The sequence below is a fragment of the Ancylobacter moscoviensis genome (assembly GCF_007559435.1).
In the GTDB taxonomy this organism is placed as follows: Bacteria; Pseudomonadota; Alphaproteobacteria; order Rhizobiales; family Xanthobacteraceae; genus Ancylobacter; species Ancylobacter moscoviensis.
The window spans coordinates 320,953-339,202 of record NZ_VMBP01000001.1; the positions used below are offsets into that span (position 1 = coordinate 320,953).

Annotated in this window: 15 protein-coding genes; 10 read left to right on the forward strand and 5 right to left on the reverse strand. The window is 68.7% G+C overall.

The annotated features are described in order from the left end of the window. The first annotated feature begins 7 nt into the window (after positions 1–7). The 4 genes from FO470_RS01460 (at position 8) to rhmD (ending at position 4,308) form a co-directional block, all read left to right on the forward strand. Complete coding sequence (locus FO470_RS01460; protein ID WP_144341149.1) at positions 8–853, forward strand: fumarylacetoacetate hydrolase family protein; 846 nt, start codon at positions 8–10, stop codon at positions 851–853. Between the two features lie 18 nt (positions 854–871). Continuing rightward, positions 872–1,624, forward strand: coding sequence for an SDR family NAD(P)-dependent oxidoreductase (locus FO470_RS01465; RefSeq protein WP_144341150.1), 753 nt, complete (start codon positions 872–874; stop codon positions 1,622–1,624). A gap of 118 nt (positions 1,625–1,742) precedes the next feature. After that, positions 1,743–3,059: an MFS transporter gene (locus FO470_RS01470; protein WP_144341151.1), complete on the forward strand. Its 1,317-nt coding sequence runs from the start codon at positions 1,743–1,745 to the stop codon at positions 3,057–3,059. A gap of 61 nt (positions 3,060–3,120) precedes the next feature. Beyond that, entirely contained in the window at positions 3,121–4,308 is a 1,188-nt protein-coding gene (rhmD, locus tag FO470_RS01475; RefSeq protein ID WP_144341152.1) for an L-rhamnonate dehydratase, read from the forward strand. Between the two features lie 79 nt (positions 4,309–4,387). On the opposite strand, the gene FO470_RS01480 is transcribed toward rhmD, so the two are convergent. The 5 genes from FO470_RS01480 to FO470_RS01500 form a co-directional block, all read right to left on the reverse strand. Next, positions 4,388–6,724 (reverse strand): acetamidase/formamidase family protein, encoded by a 2,337-nt coding sequence (locus tag FO470_RS01480; protein ID WP_144341153.1) that lies wholly within the window; start codon positions 6,722–6,724, stop codon positions 4,388–4,390. Between the two features lie 92 nt (positions 6,725–6,816). After that, positions 6,817–8,055 carry an acetamidase/formamidase family protein gene (locus tag FO470_RS01485; protein WP_144341154.1) on the reverse strand — a complete coding sequence of 413 codons (1,239 nt, stop codon included), beginning with the start codon at positions 8,053–8,055 and terminating at the stop codon, positions 6,817–6,819. A 58-nt stretch (positions 8,056–8,113) separates the two neighbouring features. After that, complete coding sequence (locus tag FO470_RS01490; protein ID WP_144341155.1) at positions 8,114–9,739, reverse strand: amino acid ABC transporter permease/ATP-binding protein; 1,626 nt, start codon at positions 9,737–9,739, stop codon at positions 8,114–8,116. 69 nt (positions 9,740–9,808) lie between these two features. Beyond that, entirely contained in the window at positions 9,809–10,702 is an 894-nt protein-coding gene (locus FO470_RS01495; protein ID WP_144342008.1) for an ABC transporter substrate-binding protein, read from the reverse strand. A 282-nt stretch (positions 10,703–10,984) separates the two neighbouring features. Continuing rightward, on the reverse strand, positions 10,985–11,695 hold the full coding sequence (locus FO470_RS01500; RefSeq protein ID WP_144342009.1) for a GntR family transcriptional regulator: 711 nt from the start codon (positions 11,693–11,695) through the stop codon (positions 10,985–10,987). A gap of 136 nt (positions 11,696–11,831) precedes the next feature. On the opposite strand from FO470_RS01500, the gene FO470_RS01505 reads away from it, so the two are divergent. Genes FO470_RS01505 through FO470_RS01530 form a run of 6 tightly spaced genes read left to right on the forward strand, consistent with a single transcriptional unit; the run spans position 11,832 to position 18,172 of the window. After that, positions 11,832–12,437, forward strand: a complete 606-nt coding sequence (locus tag FO470_RS01505; protein ID WP_144341156.1) for an amino acid synthesis family protein — start codon at positions 11,832–11,834, stop codon at positions 12,435–12,437. Beyond that, positions 12,430–14,193: an alpha/beta fold hydrolase gene (locus FO470_RS01510; protein ID WP_144341157.1), complete on the forward strand. Its 1,764-nt coding sequence runs from the start codon at positions 12,430–12,432 to the stop codon at positions 14,191–14,193. Before FO470_RS01505 ends, FO470_RS01510 begins: the two co-directional genes overlap by 8 nt. A 24-nt stretch (positions 14,194–14,217) precedes the next feature. After that, positions 14,218–15,267 carry an LLM class flavin-dependent oxidoreductase gene (locus FO470_RS01515; RefSeq protein ID WP_144341158.1) on the forward strand — a complete coding sequence of 350 codons (1,050 nt, stop codon included), beginning with the start codon at positions 14,218–14,220 and terminating at the stop codon, positions 15,265–15,267. A gap of 8 nt (positions 15,268–15,275) precedes the next feature. Next, positions 15,276–16,751 (forward strand): aldehyde dehydrogenase, encoded by a 1,476-nt coding sequence (locus tag FO470_RS01520; RefSeq protein ID WP_144341159.1) that lies wholly within the window; start codon positions 15,276–15,278, stop codon positions 16,749–16,751. A gap of 11 nt (positions 16,752–16,762) precedes the next feature. Further along, on the forward strand, positions 16,763–17,077 hold the full coding sequence (locus FO470_RS01525) for an NIPSNAP family protein (RefSeq protein ID WP_144341160.1): 315 nt from the start codon (positions 16,763–16,765) through the stop codon (positions 17,075–17,077). Between the two features lie 60 nt (positions 17,078–17,137). Continuing rightward, the gene (locus FO470_RS01530) at positions 17,138–18,172 is read left to right on the forward strand and encodes an ABC transporter substrate-binding protein (RefSeq protein ID WP_144341161.1); all 1,035 of its coding nucleotides are present in this window, start codon (positions 17,138–17,140) and stop codon (positions 18,170–18,172) included. The last annotated feature ends 78 nt before the right edge of the window (positions 18,173–18,250 follow it).

Genomic DNA, 18,250 nt, shown 5'->3' on the forward strand with positions numbered 1-18,250 from the left:
CCTCGGGATGAAACTGGTTCGCTATGGTGAGTTCGGGCGCGAGCGCCCCGGTCTGATCGACGATCAGGGCGTGCTGCGCGACCTGTCTGCGGTGGTTCCCGACATTTCCGGCGACGCGCTGCTGCCCGAAGGGCTGGCTCGCCTGCGCGGGCTCGATCCGAAGACGCTTCCGGCCGTGAGCGGCGCGCCGCGCTTCGGCGCCTGCGTCGGCGGGGTCGGCAAGTTCGTCTGCGTCGGCCTCAACTACACCGACCACGCCGCCGAATCCGGCATGCCGATCCCCGAGGAGCCGGTGCTCTTCATGAAGCCGACCAACTGCATCGTCGGCCCCTACGACCATGTCGAGATCCCGCGCGGCTCGCAGAAGACCGACTGGGAAGTCGAGCTCGGCATCGTCATCGGCAAGGCCGCCAAATACGTCTCGAAGGAAAACGCCTACGAGCACGTCGCCGGCTACTGCATCGTCAACGACGTCTCCGAGCGCGCCTTCCAGCTCGAGCACGGCGGCCAGTGGGACAAGGGCAAGGGCTGCGACACCTTCGGCCCGGTCGGTCCCTGGCTGGTGACCACCGACGAGATCCCCGACCCGCACGTGCTCGACATGTGGCTGGAGGTCGACGGCAAGCGCTACCAGAACGGCTCGACGCGCACGATGATCTTCGATGTGCCGACCATCGTCTCCTACATCAGCCGGTTCATGAGCCTGCAGCCGGGCGACATCATCTCCACCGGCACGCCGCCGGGCGTCGGCCTCGGCCAGAAGCCGCCGGTCTATCTCAAGGCCGGCCAGACCATGCACCTGTTCATCGACGGCCTCGGCGAGCAGAAGCAGACGACCGTCCCGGCCGCGTGAGAGTGAGCAGCTAGCGTCATGAACAACATCGATCTCAAGGGCCGCGTCGCCATCGTCACCGGCGGCGCCCGCGGCATCGGCTACGCCACCGCCGAGCGCATGCTGAACTCCGGCGCCTCGGTGGCGCTGTGGGACATCGACGCCGCGCGCCTCGACGAGGCGGCCGCCGCCCTCGGCGCGCACGGCAAGGTGTCGACCCATGTCGTCGAGCTGACCGACGAAGCCTCCGTCACCGCCGCCGCCGAGGCGACGGCGGGCGCGCACGGCAAGATCGACATCCTCGTCAACAATGCCGGCATCACCGGCGGCAACGGCAAGCTCTGGGAGCTCGACACCGACACCTGGCGCCGCGTCGTCGACGTCAACCTCGTGGGGCCGTTCCTGACCTGCAAGGCGGTGGTGCCGCACCTGCTGAAGAACGGCTGGGGCCGCATCGTCAACGTCGCCTCCATCGCCGGCAAGGAAGGCAACCCGAACGCCTCCCACTATTCGGCGTCGAAGGCGGGGCTGATCGGGCTGACCAAGTCGCTCGGCAAGGAGCTGGCGACGAGCAACATCCTCGTCAACGCCATCACCCCGGCGGCGGCGAAGACCGAGATCTTCAACCAGATGAAGCAGGAACACATCGACTTCATGCTGTCGAAGATCCCGATGAACCGGTTCCTGCAGGTCGACGAGGCCGCCGCGCTGATCTCGTGGCTGTCCTCCGAGGACTGCGCCTTCTCGACCGGCGCCGTGTTCGACATTTCCGGCGGGCGCGCCGTGTACTGACGATAGCCGGCGCGGCCTGCCCGCGGCGCTGTCCAATTTCGATGAAGAAGATCGCCGGTGGCCGCAGGCGCGGCCGCCAAAGGCGGCGCTTGTCCACGCGTCGGGGGAGGAAACCCGCATGCCCACCATATCGCCCACGCTCGCGGCGACCATCGACAAGGTCACCAAGCGGCTGCTGCCGTTCCTGCTGCTGATGTATGTGCTCGCCTTCCTGGACCGGGCCAATGTCGGCTTCGCCAAGAAGGCCTTCCAGGCCGACACCGGCATCTCCGACGCCGCCTTCGCGCTCGGCGCCAGCATCTTCTTTCTCGGCTATGCGCTGTTCGAGGTCCCCTCGAACCTGATCATGCACCGCGTCGGCGCCAAAATCTGGATGGCGCGCATCATGATCACCTGGGGGCTGATCTCGGCGGCGATGATGTTCGCCCATAACGAGATCACCTTCTACGTCCTGCGCGTTCTGCTCGGCATCGCCGAGGCCGGCTTCTTCCCGGGCGTGATCCTCTACCTGACCTACTGGTTCCCCTCCTTCGCGCGCGGCCGGGCCATGGGCCTGTTCTATTTCGGCGCGCCGCTCGCCTTCATCTTCGGCTCGCCGCTCTCCGGCCTGCTGCTGGAGTTCCAGGGGCTGGGCGGCCTGCATGGCTGGCAGTGGATGTTCCTGATCGAGGGGCTGCTCGCCTCCATCGTCGGCGTCTTCGCCTACTTCTACCTCGACAACAAGCCGAAGGACGCCAAATGGCTGAGCGGCGAGGAGAAGGCGGTGCTCGACCAGGCGCTCGCGAACGAGGACAGCGCCAAGCAGGCGCACGGGCCCCGCGGCACGCTGGCGGCGCTGAAGAACGGCCGGGTGCTCTATTTCTCGCTGATCTACCTGATCATCCAGATGAGCGTATACGGCGTGGTGTTCTACCTGCCGAGCCAGGTTGCCGGGCTGCTCGGCACCAATGTCGGCTTCACCGTCGGCCTCGTCACCGCCATTCCGTGGATCTGCGCGATGGTCGCGACCTACTTCCTGCCGCGCTGGTCCGACCGCACCGGCGAGCGGCGGCTGTTCGCCGGCGGCATCCTGGTGGTGTGCGCCATCGGCATCGCCGCCTCGGTGGCCAGCAACTCGCCGGCGCTGTCGCTGATCGCCCTGTGCTTCGCCGCGGCCGGCTTCATCTCGGTGCAGCCGATCTTCTGGACCCTGCCGACCGGCTATCTCGGCGGCGTGGCGGCGGCCGGCGGCATCGCGCTGATCAACTCGCTGGGCAATGTCGGCGGCTTCATCGCCCCGAACGTGAAGACCTGGGCCGAGGCCACCTTCGCCTCGACCTCGGCCGGCCTCTATCTGCTCGCGATCACCACCCTCATCGGCGCGGTGCTGATCTTCGCCCTCGCGGCGGTGGGCATCGGGCGCGAGACGCGCGCCGCCAAGGCCTCGGGCCGCTGAACCTTCTTCCCCGCGGCGGCAGCGCTGCCGCGGGTTCCACCTTCCGGGAGCTCGACACATCATGTCCATGCCGACCATCAAGGCCGTGCGCGCCTTCACCGTCCGGGGCGGCGGCGCCGACTACCACGATCAGGGCGCCGGCCACTGGATCGACGACCACATCGGCACGCCGATGGGCAAGTATCCCGAGTACCGCCAGAGCCGGCAGAGCTTCGGCATCAACGTGCTCGGCACGCTGGTCGTCGAGATCGAGGCCTCCGACGGCACGGTGGGCTTCGCCGTCACCACGGCGGGCGAGATCGGCGCCTTCATCGTCGAGAAGCACCTCGCGCGCTTCCTGATCGGCCGGCAGGTCACCGAGATCGAGAAGATCTGGGACCAGATGTATTTCGCCACCCAGTATTACGGCCGCAAGGGCGTGGTGCTGAACACCATCTCCGGCGTCGATCTCGCGCTGTGGGACCTGCTCGCCAAGGTGCGCGGCGAGCCGGTGCACGCGCTGCTCGGCGGCCCGGTGCGCGACGAACTGCAGTTCTACGCCACCGGCGCGCGGCCCGACCTCGCCAAGAAGATGGGCTTCATCGGCGGCAAGATGCCCCTCCACCACGTTCCCGCCGAGGGCGAGGAGGGCCTGCGGGCGAACATCGAGGAGCTCGCCACCATGCGCGAGCGCTGCGGCGACGACTTCTGGCTGATGTTCGACTGCTGGATGAGCCTCGACCTCAACTACGCGACCCGCCTCGCCCACAAGGCCCACGAATACGGGCTGAAGTGGATCGAGGAATGCCTCTCGCCGGACGACTACTGGGGCTATGCCGAGCTGCGCAGGAACGCGCCCAAGGGCATGCTGGTGACCACCGGCGAGCACGAGGCCACCCGCTGGGGCTTCCGCATGCTGCTGGAAATGGGCTGCTGCGACATCATCCAGCCGGATGTCGGCTGGTGCGGCGGCATCACCGAGCTGATCAAGATCTCGGCGCTCGCCGACGCCCATTCGACGCTCGTCGTGCCGCACGGCTCGTCGGTCTACAGCTACCACTTCGTCATCACCCGCCAGAACTCGCCCTTCGCCGAGTTCCTGATGATGCATCCGGTGCCCGACCAGGTGGTGCCGATGTTCACGCCGCTGCTGCTCGACGAGCCGGTGCCGGTGAACGGGCGGATGAAGGCGGGCGTGCTCGACAAGCCCGGCTTCGGCGTGCGGCTCAATCCCGATGTGAAGCTCCACCGCCCCTACGCGGTGGGCTGAGCTGGTCCCTCCCGAGGGCGACCAACCTGTGGCCGGGCCCCGCAAGGAGCCCGGCCTTTTTCTTTCACGCCCGTTTCTTTCACTCCCGGTCCGGGAAGAGCCGCTTGCTCAGGATGGCGTGGACGCCCCAGTTGCCGTCCACCACCTGGGTGATGCCGAAATCGACGGCCGCCGACATCAGGGCGATCGCCTCATCCTCGCTCAGCCCCTTCGTCGTCATCAGGAAGCGCCGCACCTTGCGGAAGGCGTCGCGCATGGCGAGGTCGAGCGAGGACTTGGCGTAGACCTCGCTCTGGCCGTCGGCGCCGAACTCGGCGAGGTAGTTGGGGTGGCTGAAGCCGGTCAGTATCCAGTCGTCCGGCGTCTCGATCAGCGGATAGGTCAGATCGGCCAGCAACGTGCCGGCGACGTCGGCCTTCTTGTGCAGCACCACGCGGAAGGTGCCGGTCATCGAGCACTCGATCGCCGTGCCCGACAATTCGCCGTCGCCCTGCGCGGCGTGCGGATCCCCGACCGACAGCAGGGCGCCGGGGACGGACACCGGCAGGTAGACCGTCGCGCCCTTGCCAAGCCGCCAATTGTCGAGATTGCCGCCGAAATAGGCCGGCGGAACGGAATCGACGAGATCGGCCTCGCGGGGAGCGACGGCGATGACGCCGAAATGCGGGCGCAGCGGGATGCGCACGCCCTCCAGCACCCGCGTCTGCGGCGTCACCGTGCCGGGGCGGACGGGCACGCCGGGATAATCGTAGAGAACGTGGCGGACGCCGAACGGGTCGGTCTGCGGCTCCCAGCGATAGGCGTGCACCGCCTGCGCATAGGGCTCGTCCGCATCGGCCATGATCTCGTAGATCGTCACCGTCTCACGTGGATGCGGCTCGCTGAGGAATTCGGAATAGTGGAAGCCCCACCACGCGGCGACGCTGCTGCCGAAGACCCGCCCGGCATGGGCGGGATGGCGCGAGGGGCGCGGCTCGATATCGAGGATATGCACTTCCAGCACGTCGCCGGGCTGGGCGCCGCGCACCGCGACGGGGCCGGTGCAGATGTGCACGCCGAAGCCTTCCCCCGCCCCGCGCCCGAACACCGAGGCGTCGAGCGGGCCGGCGCCGCGCTGGTCCACCGCCTTGGCGGTGCGCGTCCAGTGGAAGACGCTTTCCGCCCCGGCATCGCCCTCGATCATGCGCTCGGGGTCGTCGGAGGCGTGCTGGGTCAGCGTCTCCACGGTGACGATATCGCCGGAGGCGATCTCGATCAGCGGCTTGAGCGAACGGCTGAAATAGCCCCAGTGCACGTGCTGGGCGTGCACCGGCAGATAATGGCGGGCCGGCGTCTGCGGCGTCGCGTCCGGCTCGCCGCTCACGGGAACGACGCTCCGACGGGTGTCGGGCTCGGATTTCGTCTGGCGCGCGCGCAGCTGGACCAGCGCCTCCTGCGGCCAGCCGCGCTGCCCGCTCGGCAGGGCGCCCTGGCCCTGCCGGTCGGCCTCGCGCCGGCGCAGCTCGCGCGGGGGGAGGCCGAAGCGCTCGCGGAACAGGCGGCTGAAATGGGCGGAGTCGGCGAAACCGTAGCGATAGGCGACCTCGGAGATCGGCACCGCCGCCTCGGCGGGATTGGCGAGATCATGCCAGGCGCGCTGCAGGCGCCGCTCCCGCACGTAATGGCTGAAGCTCTCGCCCGTGCCCTCGAACAGCTTCTGGAGATAGCGCTCGGAGATGCCTTCGGCCTGCGCCACATCGGCGATCGAGACGTCCTCGCTGCCGATGCTCCGCTCGATGGTCGCGTAGAGGCGCTGGAGCAGCGCCGCGCGGCTCGATGACGAATCGGCGCTCGTCGTCGCGAGCTCCCCCGAGAGGGCGAGAAGAAGCTCGGCCGCGCTCTGCGCCACCGCCTCCCATTCGGGCTCGGAGAGCCGGTCGAGCGCCGTCGTGGCGGCCTGGACGGTGCGGGCCAGGATGTCCGGCAGCCCGTCGGCCTCGAAGACGCGCGGCGGGCAGGCGGCGAGCGGGGCCGCCTTGCGGCCGCGGAACGCCTCCGCCGGCACCGAGAGCACGAGCGCGCGCAGGCCGCGCTGGAACTGCACCTGCCAGTCCGCGGCGCGCGGCGCGAGGATGACCTGTCCGGCGGGAACGATCTGCGGCTCGCCGCCCGTGACGAGAACGGTGCTGTTCCCGACCGGCAGCAGCAGAAGCGGCAGGCCGGTCCGCGTCGGCAGGGGCCGCAGCACCTGCGCATCGGCAGAGAGCGTACCCAGCCGCACCCCGAGCGAGGACAGGCGCGAGAGCGCCGTGGCGTGCGCGGGCGAGCCGGCGCGCACGCCGAGCGATTGCAGCCCGAAGCCGGCGAGCACGTCCTGCCAGGCGCGCTCGCGCGCGTCCCCGGAATAGGACTCGCTCGTGAACGGCTGGGCATTCATGGTTCGGACCTCGGCATGAAGGCCCGTTCAAGCAAGGATCATGCCTTGGAAGGCGGCCCGAGAGCGGCCGTGCCCGCCCCCGGGGATGCCCCTCAACGACCCGCGAAGAGGCTCTTGCGGATCGAGCCGGTGACGCCCCAGTTCGCGTCCACCACCTGGGTGACGGCGAAATCGACGGCAACCGACATCAGCGAGATCGCCTCGTCCTCGGAGAGCTTCTGCGTCGTCATGAGGAACCGGCGCAGCTTGCGGAAGGCGTCGCGCATCGCGTTGTCGAGGCTGGAACGCTTGAGGATCTCGTGCTGGTGGTCGGGGCCGAGCTCGGCCAGATAGTTGGTCACGCTGAAGCCGTAGACCGACCAGACGTCCTCGTTTTCGAGCAACGGGTGATTCAGCCCCTCGAGGATGGTGCCCCCGAGGTCCGCCTTCTTGTGCAGGATGAACTCGAACTCGCCGGTGAGCGAGATCTCGATCGCCGTGCCGGAGAGCTCGCTGTCGCCCTGCGAGGCGTGGGCGTCGCCGCAAGAGAACAGGCCGCCAGGCACGGCGACGGGATAGTACATGCGCGCGCCCCTGGCGATGCGCCAGTCGTCCATGTTGCCGCCCGTGTAGTTCGGCGGGATGGTCGAGACGAAATCCGCCTCGGCCGGGGCGAGGCCCATCGTGCCGAAATGCAGTCGCGCCGGCACCTTGATCCCCGACAGGATGCCTTCCTTCTTGACGATGGTGTCGTGGTCGACGCGAACGCCGGGATAGTCGATGGTCGGGTGCACGATGCCGTCCGGGTCGGTCTGCGGCGTCCAGAGATAGGAATAGAGCGCCTTCACCGACGCCTCTCCCATGTCGAGCTCATAGATGGTGACCACCTCGCGCGGCTTCGGCTCCTCGATCAGGTCCTTGTACTGGAAGCCCCAGTTGGCAGCGGGATTGGAGCCGAAGAAGCGCCCCTGATAGGCCGGGTTGGCGCTGGGACGCGGCCACGCATCGAGGATGCGCACCTCGATGATGTCGCCCGGCTCGGCGCCCTCAATGGCGATGGGGCCGGTGAGCAGGTGCACGCCGAGCCCTTCGCCGGAACCGTAGGTGAGCGCCCCGTCCGTGGGGCCGGCGCCGCGCCGGCGCAGGGTCTTGCGATCCTTCGACCAGTGGAAGATCTCCTCCGCCGCCGGGTCTCCGGCGATCATGCGCTCATAGTCGTCATTGGCGTGATGGGTGATGGTCTCGATCACCGCCCGCTCGCCGGATTTCAGCGTGAGGACCGGTTCGAGGGTCTTGCTGAAATAGCCCCAGTGGACGGTGTCGGGCGTGGCGGGCAGGTGATGCTTGGTCATGTCGAACCTCGATTGGAGGGAGTGCCTGGCCCCGGCGTGCCGGGGTGCGCCGCCGGTGCTATTCGGCGGCCATGGTGCTGAGGAAACGGGCCGTGAGCGGATGGCGCGGCTGGTTGAGGACCCGGTCGGCCGGTCCTTCCTCGACGATCGACCCGCCGGCCAGGAAGACGATCCGGTCGGCCACCTCGCCGGCGAAATGCAGCTGGTGGGTGGAGATGATCATCGCCAACCCGTCCTCGACGGCGAGGCGGCGGATGACCTCCAGCACCTCGCCCACGAGTTCGGGATCGAGCGCGGAGGTCGGCTCGTCGAGCAGCAGCACGCTCGGCCCCGGCGCCACCGCCCGGGCGATGGCGACGCGCTGCTGCTGGCCGCCGGAGAGATGGCGCGGCAGGGCATCGGCGCGGTGGGCGAGGCCGACGCGCTCCAGCAATTCCTGCGCGCGGCGGTCGGCATCGAGCCGCGACAGGCCCTGAACCCAGCGCAGCGGCCCGGCGATGTTCTCCCGCGCGGTCAGGTGGCCGAAGAGATTGAATTGCTGGAACACCATGCCGACGCCGACGCCGGCGCGCATCTGCGCCGTCGCGCGCGGCGACAGCCCCCGCCCGCCCTCGTCGGTGCCGAGGAAGCGGCCGCCGACGCGGATGGTGCCGCCCTCCCAGCCTTCCAGCCGGTTGATACAGCGCAACAGCGTCGACTTGCCCGACCCGCTCGGGCCGAGAAGCGCCACGACCTCGCCGGCGCGCACCGTCAGGTCGATGCCGTCGAGCACGGTCTGGTCGCCATAGTTCTTGCGCAGCTCCTTCACCTCGACCGCGACGTTGTTGCCGGCGAGACGGCGGGCGCGGGCCTCCCGGTCCGGCCGCGCCAGCGCGGCCTTGGGCGATGCCGGCGGCAGCGGATCGACGGCGATCTCCTCGAGGATTTCCCCGGCGACATCGGGAGGGACAGTGCCCGCGGCACCGGCCGGCTCCGGCACAGCACGGCCGGGCAGCAGCGCGCGCAGGAAGCGCCGGAGCTGCTCCTTCGGCGGCGGCCGGTCCAGATCGAGCAGCATCTCGACGACGATCTGGATCACCGCGATGGCGCCGGTCAGCACCAGATACATGAGGCCGGAGGCGAAGAAGATGGAGAAGAAGTCGAAGGTCGCGGAGGCGAGCTGCGTCGAGCGCAGGGTGAGCTCCTGCACCGCCACGACGGAGGCGAGCGAGGAGTTCTTCAGCGCGCTCACCGCCTCGTTGCCGAGCGCGGGCACCATGGAGCGGATGGCCTGCGGCGCGATCACCCGGCGCATGATGGCGGCCGGCGTCATGCCCAGCGCCTGCCCGGCGCTCACCTGCCCGCGATCGACGCCCAGCACGTTGGAGCGCAGGATCTCGGCGATGAACGGCGCTTCGTTGAGCGCCAGCGCAAGGCCGGCGGCGGAGATGGCGGTGAGCTTGATGCCGATGAGCGGCAGGGCGTTGTAGCAGAAGACCATCTGCAGGATCAGCGGCGTGCCGCGGAAGATGATCGAATAGCCGCGCGCGATGACCGCCAGGGTGCGGAAGCGGCTGAGCTGCATGGCGGCGAGCACCACGCCCATGACGAGCCCGCCCAGCAGGCCGAGCACCGTGATCAGCAGCGTGTAGCCGACCCCGTCGAGGAGATACGGCATGCTGAGATAGTGGAGGAAGAGATCCATCGGCCTTTCCGCGCTCTGTCGGAGAGGGCGGCCGCGGGGTCGCCGCGCCCGCCCCGTCATCGCGGGACGTCAGTCGGCGAGCACGAGCTTGGGGGTCTCAAGCTGCTCGGCCGGCAGGTTCCACTTCTTCATCAGCTCGGCCTGCAGGCCGGTCTTCTGGATCTCGACCAGCGCCGCCATCACCGCGTCGCGGAACTCCAGATTGTTGCGCGGCACGGCGATGCCGACGGAATAGGGCAGCGTGACCGCCGTCGCCTTCTCCAGCTTGTCGGGATAGGCCTTCACCGCGCCGTCGACGGTGTTGACGTCGTTGATGTAGGTGTCGGCGCGGCCGGAGAGGATCGCCTGGATACAGTTCGCGTTGTTGTCGTAGAGCTGGATCTCCGGCACCGGCTTGCCGGCCGCCTTGCACTCGGCCTCCAGCGCCTGGATCAGCGGCACCTCGACATAGCCTGTGTTCTCCGCCGCCACCGCGCCGCAGAGCGACAGGTTGATGCCGTTGATGCCCTTCGGATTGCCCTTGGCGACCAGCACGCCGTCGAACACCTTGAGATAGGTGATGAAATCGGCCGCCTTGGCGCGCTCCTTGGTCGCGTAGATGTCGGAGATGACGATATCGGCCTGACCGGCCTGAAGGGTGGTCAGCAGGGCGGCGAAGGTGACCGGCTTGTAGGTCAGCTTGAAGCCGAGGCACTCGCCGATGGCCTCGCCGAGATCGATGTCGAAGCCGATATACTTGGTCGGGTCGTTCGGATCGATGGTCTCGTAGCCCGGCGTGTGCGGGTTGATGGCGTTGACCAGCGTCTTGCCCTTCAGGGCGGGGTATTTCGCCTGCAGGGCGGCGCAGGCTTCGGGGGCGGCCGCCTCGGCCTTCTGCGGCAGGCCGGCCGTCATGCCGCCGACGGCGACGGCGAGGCCCAGCACGCCGAAGAGCGCGGACCGGAGACGGGCGGCGACGGACATGCGGCGCCCGCCGAAATGCGTGTCGAGATTGAGTGCCACTGAACCTTCTCCTCTGCTTCCGCGTGCCGGTGGGCACGGTGACGGGGACCGAGGAGAAAAGTCTTACGCAGGCGGGGTCCGGCAGACTTGTCTATGGGCGTACCGATTGTTGGACGGGTGGCTTCCAACTTTCAGGCACGCGCTGCCCATTAGATGAGCGGCGCCCGACGGAATGGCACCGGCCGGGGCCCGGGAGCCGCGTGCGGGTGCCCCCGCTCCGCCCATCCGCCGTGATCGGGGAGATCAGAAATCGCCGAGGATCGCGTCGGCGAGGCGGGCGACGGTCGCCACGTGATCGCGGCTCGCCGCATAGGCGGCGTCGCCGTCGTGACGGCGGATCGCGTCGTGCAGCCGGCGCATCTCGCCGATGGCGGCCTCATGGCGCCCTTCCGCCGCGGTGGTCATGCCGCGCAGATGGCTGATACGGGCGTTGAGCGAACGCACCACGTCCCACGCAACCTCCTTGCCCGCCGCGATGAACAGCTTCTCATAGAAATCCGTCGTCGCCCTCAGCAACTCGCGCGGGCTGCCGATGCGGAAGGCCGCATCGATGATGTCGATCATGCGCCCCAGTTCGGCGATCGCCGCCGCGTCGGCCTTGAGCGCGCAGGCGCGCGCCGCCTCGCTCTCCAGCAACCCCCGGATCTCGTAGATCTGCGCCGCCTGCGACGGATTGGGCTTGGCCACCGCCGGCCCCTGGTGCGGAATGGTCTCGACCAGTCCTTCCGCCTCCAGATGGCGAAGCACCTCGCGCACGACGCTACGGCTCACCCCCAGTCGCTCGCACAGGGTACGTTCCACCAGCCGCTCGCCCGGGCGGAAGCGAAAATCGAGGATCGCATCCCGCATTTTTTCGAGCGTGAGGCTGCGCAGGGTCGCGACGGACCGCTCCACCTTCATCTCTTCCCCAGCCATCGCATCCCCGGCGCCGTTCGATTCCGTCATCGCGACCATCGTCGTCTCCATCCCGTCCTCTTGTCGCCCGTGTCGCGCGTCATGACAATTGACTCGAATGTCTTATGGTATACCATCTTACGACAAACGATAGATAGGGCGCCGGAACGGGCGCCGCCAACGTGGAATTCGCGTCATGCCTCTGCAGCTCAGGAAGCTCGTCACCTACTCCGAGACCACGCTGATCGAGGGCGGACGTGCCGCCACGACCCCGCTGCGCATGCACGCCGCGGCGGCGGTGCTGACCAACCCCTGGGCCGGTCGCGGCTTCGTCGAGGACCTGAGGCCCGAGATCCATGACATCGCCCCTCAGCTCGGCGCCCTGCTGACGGAGGAAGTCCTGAAGCTCGCAGGTTCGGGCGAGGCGGTGGAAGGCTATGGCAAGGCCGCCATCGTCGGCACCTCGGGCGAGGTCGAGCATGCCTCCGCGCTGATCCACACGCTTCGCTTCGGCAATCACTACCGCAAGGCCGTGGGCGCCAAGAGCTACCTCGCCTTCACCAACACGCGCGGCGGCCCCAACACCCCGGTCGTGATCCCGCTGATGGACAAGCTCGACGAGGGGCGCCGCTCGCACTACCTGACCATCCAGTTCTCGATCCTCGACGCCCCGGCGCCGGACGAGATCGTCGTCGCGCTCGGCGCCTCCATCGGCGGGCGCCCGCATCACCGCATCGGCGACCGCTACCAGGACCTGAAGGATCTGGGCAGCACGCAGGAGCTGGGCGCCGCCCATGTCTGAAATGCGTGTCGCCGCCTATGTCGGCCGTGACGGCCGGCCCGCCCGCATCCGCTACCGGCGCGATGGAGCGGCGGGTGGCGTGCCGGTGGTTCTCATCCACGGCGTCGGCATGGCGCTGGATGTGTGGGAACCGCAGATCGAGACTCTCGCCTCCCGCTACGATGTGATCACGCTCGACATGCCCGGCCATGGCGGCTCCAGCCTGCCGCCGGAGGATGCGTGCCTCGCCGACTACGCCGGCCATGTCATCGCCCTTCTGGACGCGCTGGCGATTCCGGCGGCGGTGGTCATCGGCCATTCCATGGGCGCCCTGGTGGCGCTGGAAGTCGCGCTTTCCCATCCCGCGCGGGTGCTCGGTGTCGTCGCCCTCAACGCCGTGTTCTGCCGCACGCCGGAACAGCGCCTGGCCGTTTCGGAGCGCGCCGCCATCCTTGCCGAGGAAGGCAGCTCCGCCTCGCACGAGGCCGCCGTGCGCCGCTGGTTCGGCGAACCGGTGCCGGAAGAGCTGGAAGCCACGGCCGCGCGTGTCGCCGGCCTGCTCGCCAGCTGCGACCCGGTCGGCTATGCGCGCACCTACGCGCTCTTCGCCGCCTCCGACGAGGCGCATCGCGACCGCCTTGCCACGCTGGCCGTGCCGGCGCTGTTCATGACGGCGGACGGCGATCCGAATTCGACCCCCTCCATGTCGGAGGCGATGGCCCGCCTCGCACCGCAGGGGCGCGCCGAGGTGCTGGCGGAGGCCCGCCACATGATGAACCTCACCGCGCCGGAAGCGGTGAACCAGCGCCTTCTCGCCTTCCTGCAGGAGGTGGCGCCCACGCCCTTCGACCCGAAGGCGTTCCGCCTGGCGCTGGGCGCCTTCGTCACCGGGGTGACGGTGGTGACCACGCGCAACGCCGCCGGCGAGATGCGCGGCTTCACCGCCAATTCCTTCACCTCGGTCTCGCTCGACCCGCCCCTCCTCCTCGTCTGCATCGCGAAGACGGCATCGAGCTTTCCGGTGTTCGGCAGCGCCGAGACCTTCGCCGTGTCGGTGCTGGCGGCGGCGCAGAAGGACGTCTCCGCGCTTTTCGCTTCCAAATCGGCCGACAAGTTCAGCGCCAGCCGCTGGCATATCGGGCCGGCGGGCAGCCCGGTCATCGAGGGCGCAAGCGCCTGGTTCGACTGCCGCCGCCACAGCCTCGTCGAGGCCGGCGACCATGTGATCCTGATCGGCGAGGTCGCCGGCTTCGGCGCCACCGCCTCGCCGCCGCTCGGCTATTGTCGGGGCGCCTATGTCGACTTCGCCCTCGGCCAGCAGGCGCTGGCGAAGCGCGATGAGCCGGCCCGCGTCGGCGCCATTCTTGAGAGGGACGGCGCGGTGCTGCTGGTCGAGGACGGCAAAGGCGGGCTCGACCTTCCCGCCGGCACCTGCCTGGAGCCGACCGGCAATCCGCGCAGCCTCAAGGGCGCGCTGGCCCGGCTCGGCGTCGAGGGCCGGCTCGGCTTCCTCTTCGCCGTGTTCGAGACGCCGGAAGCGGGGAGCGGCCAGGCCGCCGTCTCCATCTATTACCGTGGCACGTTCGAAGGCGTTCCGCACCCGGAAGCCGGCGCCCGGCTCGTGCCGTTCGACGCCATCGAATGGCCGCGCCTGCCGGACGAGGCAACGCGGTCCATGCTCGCCCGCTTCGTGCGCGAGCGCAGTGAAGACGCCTTCGGCATCTATGTGGGCGATGCCGAGCGAGGCACCGTCCACCCGCTCGCCGCCCACGCCTGAGACAGAACCGGGGACCCGACGATCATGAAATTCTCCCTCTTCGTCCACATGGAGCGTTCCGATCCGTCCATCCCCCACCGCCGTCTCTTCGACGAGCTGGAGGAACTGGCCCTGACCGCCGAGGCCGCCGGCTTCGAGACGGTATGGATCGGCGAGCACCACGCGATGGAGTTCACCATCGCGCCCAACCCCTTCATCCAGCTCGCGCACCTGGCTGCCCGCACCTCGACGATCCGGCTCGGCACCGGCAACGTGGTGGCGCCGTTCTGGAACCCGATCCGCCTCGCCGGCGAGGCCGCGATGATGGACGTCGCCTGCAACGGCCGGCTCGACCTCGGCGTCGCCCGCGGCGCCTATGCCTTCGAATATGAGCGCATGCTGCCCGGCCTCGACGCCATGGGCGCCGGGCAGCGCATGCGCGAGCTGGTGCCGGCGGTCAAGAAGCTCTGGGAAGGCGACTACGCCCATGAGGGGCAGTTCTGGTCCTTCCCCACCTCCACCGCCTCGCCGAAACCCGTACAGGCCGGCGGCCCGCCGGTCTGGATCGCGGCGCGCGACCCCAACAGCCACGACTTCGCCGTAGAGAGCGGCTGCAACGTGCAGGTCACGCCGCTGGCCGCCGGCGATGGCGAGGTGGTGAGCCTGATGGAGCGCTTCAACACGGCGGTGGCCAATCACCCCGAAGTGCCGCGCCCGAAGATCATGCTGCTCCAGCACACCTTCGTTACGGACTCGGAGGCCGAGACGCAGGCGCTCAGCCAGGATCTTTCCGATTTCTACTGCCTGTTCGGCGCCTGGTTCGCCAATAAGCGGCCGATCCAGCAGGCCATCATGGAACCGCTCACCGCCGAGGAATGCGCCGCCTACCCGCAATACGCCCCGGATATCGTGCGCAAGAACGTGGTTCTCGGCCAACCCGAGGAAGTGATCGCACGGCTGAAGGACTACGAGGCGCAAGGGTTCGACCAGTTTTCCATCTGGATCGACGGCGGCATCAGCCACGCCCGCAAGAAGAAGTCGCTCGACCTCTTCATCCGCCACGTCATGCCCGCCTTCGAACCGGCCTACGCGTGAGACACCCGATGAGCACGCACGATTTCAAGCTCTATATCGACGGCGCCTTCGTCGAGGCGGGCGCCACCTTCGAAAGCACCGATCCGGCCAGCGGCGAGGCCTGGGCCCGCATGCCCGCCGCCGACGCCGCCGATGTCGACCGTGCCGTGCGAGCGGCCCACCGCGCGCTCAACGATTCCGCCTGGGCCGAGCTTACCGCCACCCAGCGGGGCAAGCTGCTCACGAGGCTCGGCGACCTCATCGCGACCAACGCCGCCGAGCTTGCCGCGCTGGAGACCCGCGACACCGGCAAGATCATCCGCGAGACCAGCGCCCAGATCGGCTATGTCGCGGAATATTATCGCTATTTCGGCGGCCTCGCCGACAAGCTCGAAGGCGCCCACCTGCCCGTCGACAAGGCGGACATGGAAGCCTATGTGCGCCGCGAGCCGATCGGCGTCGTCGCCGCCGTGGTGCCGTGGAACTCCCAGCTCATGCTGGCGGCGGTGAAGCTGGGCCCCGCCCTCGCGGCCGGCTGCACCGTGGTGCTGAAAGCCTCCGAAGACGGCCCCGCGCCGCTTCTCGCCATGGCCCGGCTGGTGCACGAGGCCGGTTTTCCGCCCGGCGTGGTCAACATCATCACCGGCTTCGGCGAGGAATGCGGACGCACGCTGACCGCCCATCCGCTCGTCGCGCGCGTCGCCTTCACCGGCGGCCCGTCCACCGCCCGCCACGTGGTGCGCAACACCGCCGAAAATCTCGCCTACACGACGCTGGAACTCGGCGGCAAGTCGCCGGTGCTGGTCTTCGAGGACGCCGATCTCGACAGCACCGCCAACGCGGTCATCGCCGGCATCTTCGCCGCCTCCGGCCAGAGCTGCGTCGCCGGCTCGCGCCTGCTGGTCCAGCGCTCCGTCCGCGACCGGATGCTCGCCATCCTCGCGGAAAAGGCCCGGCTGATCCGCATCGGCAACCCGCAAAATCGCGCCACCGAGATGGGGCCGCTCGCCACCGGGCGGCAGCTCGCCCATATCGAGGCCACGGTGGCGGCGAGCATAGCCGCCGGGGCGCGCCTCGTCACCGGCGGACGCCGACCGGAATCGCATCCCACCGGCAACTACTACGAGCCGACGATCCTGCTCTGCGCGGGCAACGAGGTGCCCTGCGCCGCCGAGGAGCTGTTCGGCCCGGTACTCAGCGTGATCGCTTTCGACGACGAGGAAGAGGCGGTGGCGCTGGCGAACGACACCGCCTTCGGCCTGGCCTCGGGCGTCTTCACCGCCAGCCTCACCCGGGCGCACAGGATGATCCGCCGCCTGCACGCCGGTATCGTCTGGGTGAACACCTACCGGGCCGTCTCGCCCATCGTGCCCTTCGGCGGCTACGGCCAGTCCGGCCTCGGCCGTGAGGCGGGAGCGGAATCCATCCGCGACTACACCCGCACCAAATCGGTCTGGATCCGCACCTCGGACGAGCCCATCGCCGATCCCTTCGTGATGCGCTGAGGAGACCCGCCATGCTCTACGAGATGCGCACCTACCGGCTGAAGACCGGCGCCACGCCGGCTTATGTGAAGCTGGTCGAGGAGGAAGGCATCACCATCCAGAAAAGCCATCTCGGCCAGCTGGTGGGCTACTTCACCAGCGAGATCGGCCCGCTCAACGAGATCGTTCATATCTGGGCCTATGCGAGCCTCGACGACCGCGCGGCTCGCCGTGCCAGGCTCGCCGCGGATCCGGCGTGGCAGGCCTTCGGCCCCAAGATTCAGGCGCTGATCGAGGTGATGGAGAACAAGATTCTCCTGCCCACCTCCTTCTCGCCGCTGCCCTAAGACGAGAGCGCGAAAACGCGCCGCGTGCCGAACACAACCAGAGAACCACAGGGGAATAACATGTCTCGCACGTCCAAGATCGGCTGGATCGGAGGTCTGGCCCTCGGTGCGCTCGTCGCCGGCGCAGGCCTCGGCATCGCCCAGTCCGGCTCCATCGTCTTCACCAGCTGGGGCGGCACCACGCAGGACGCCCAGAAGCAGAGCTGGGCCGTGCCCTTCACCAAGAAGACCGGCATTGCCGTGAAGCAGGACGGGCCGACCGACTACGGAAAATTCAAGGCCATGGTCGAGAGCGGCAATGTCAGCTGGGACGTCGTCGACGTCGATGGCGACTTCGCCGCCGCGGCCGCCAAGGACGGGCTCCTGGAACCGATCGACTTCAGCGTGGTCCAGCGCGCGGACCTCGATCCGCGCTTCGTCTCCGACATGGCCGTGGGAAGCTTCTATTATTCCTTCGTGCTCGGCTTCAATCCGGCCAGTTTCGGCGAGAAGGCACCCAAGAGCTGGGCCGACGTGTTCGACACCAAGACCTTCCCCGGCAAGCGTACCTTCTACAAATGGTCCACCCCGGGCGTGCTGGAGATCGCGCTGCTGGCCGACGGCGTGCCGGCCGACAAGCTCTATCCGCTCGACCTCGACCGCGCCTTCAAGAAGCTCGACACCATCAAGGCGGATATCGTCTGGTGGGGCACCGGCGCGCAGTCGCAGCAGCTTCTCGCTTCCGGCGAGGCGCCGATCGGCCAGTTCTGGAACGGGCGCCTCTTCGCGCTCGAGCAGGGCGGCACCAAGGTCGGCATCTCCTGGGAGCAGAACCTGACCGCCGCCGACATGCTGGTGGTGCCGAAGGGTTCGAAGAACAAGGAGGCGGCGATGAAGTTCCTCGCCGAGGCGACCAGCCCCGAAGGCCAGGCAAGCTTCGCCACCGACAGCGGCTACGCGCCCATCAACCTGAAGTCGCCGGCCCTCATGCCGAAGAATGTCGCCGCCGATCTGCCGGACCAGCACACCGCCTCGCAGATCAACCTCGACATGGGGTACTGGGCCGCGCACCGCGACGAGATCGGCAAGCGCTGGTACGCTTGGCAGGCTCAGTAGGCCGGCAAGCATTCATCACGCCGCGATGCCCGTGCCGACGCGCGGGCATCCATCGCCTTCCCGGCCCGGTTCCACGGG

Bases quoted from the DNA above. Each gene is read 5' to 3' on its own strand.
- FO470_RS01460 (WP_144341149.1), top strand. From the start codon at position 8: ATGAAACTGGTTCGCTATGGTGAGTTCGGGCGCGAGCGCCCCGGTCTG.
- FO470_RS01465 (WP_144341150.1), top strand. From the start codon at position 872: ATGAACAACATCGATCTCAAGGGCCGCGTCGCCATCGTCACCGGCGGC.
- FO470_RS01470 (WP_144341151.1), top strand. From the start codon at position 1,743: ATGCCCACCATATCGCCCACGCTCGCGGCGACCATCGACAAGGTCACC.
- rhmD (WP_144341152.1), top strand. From the start codon at position 3,121: ATGTCCATGCCGACCATCAAGGCCGTGCGCGCCTTCACCGTCCGGGGC.
- FO470_RS01480 (WP_144341153.1), bottom strand. From the start codon at position 6,724: ATGAATGCCCAGCCGTTCACGAGCGAGTCCTATTCCGGGGACGCGCGC.
- FO470_RS01485 (WP_144341154.1), bottom strand. From the start codon at position 8,055: ATGACCAAGCATCACCTGCCCGCCACGCCCGACACCGTCCACTGGGGC.
- FO470_RS01490 (WP_144341155.1), bottom strand. From the start codon at position 9,739: ATGGATCTCTTCCTCCACTATCTCAGCATGCCGTATCTCCTCGACGGG.
- FO470_RS01495 (WP_144342008.1), bottom strand. From the start codon at position 10,702: ATGTCCGTCGCCGCCCGTCTCCGGTCCGCGCTCTTCGGCGTGCTGGGC.
- FO470_RS01500 (WP_144342009.1), bottom strand. From the start codon at position 11,695: ATGGTCGCGATGACGGAATCGAACGGCGCCGGGGATGCGATGGCTGGG.
- FO470_RS01505 (WP_144341156.1), top strand. From the start codon at position 11,832: ATGCCTCTGCAGCTCAGGAAGCTCGTCACCTACTCCGAGACCACGCTG.
- FO470_RS01510 (WP_144341157.1), top strand. From the start codon at position 12,430: ATGTCTGAAATGCGTGTCGCCGCCTATGTCGGCCGTGACGGCCGGCCC.
- FO470_RS01515 (WP_144341158.1), top strand. From the start codon at position 14,218: ATGAAATTCTCCCTCTTCGTCCACATGGAGCGTTCCGATCCGTCCATC.
- FO470_RS01520 (WP_144341159.1), top strand. From the start codon at position 15,276: ATGAGCACGCACGATTTCAAGCTCTATATCGACGGCGCCTTCGTCGAG.
- FO470_RS01525 (WP_144341160.1), top strand. From the start codon at position 16,763: ATGCTCTACGAGATGCGCACCTACCGGCTGAAGACCGGCGCCACGCCG.
- FO470_RS01530 (WP_144341161.1), top strand. From the start codon at position 17,138: ATGTCTCGCACGTCCAAGATCGGCTGGATCGGAGGTCTGGCCCTCGGT.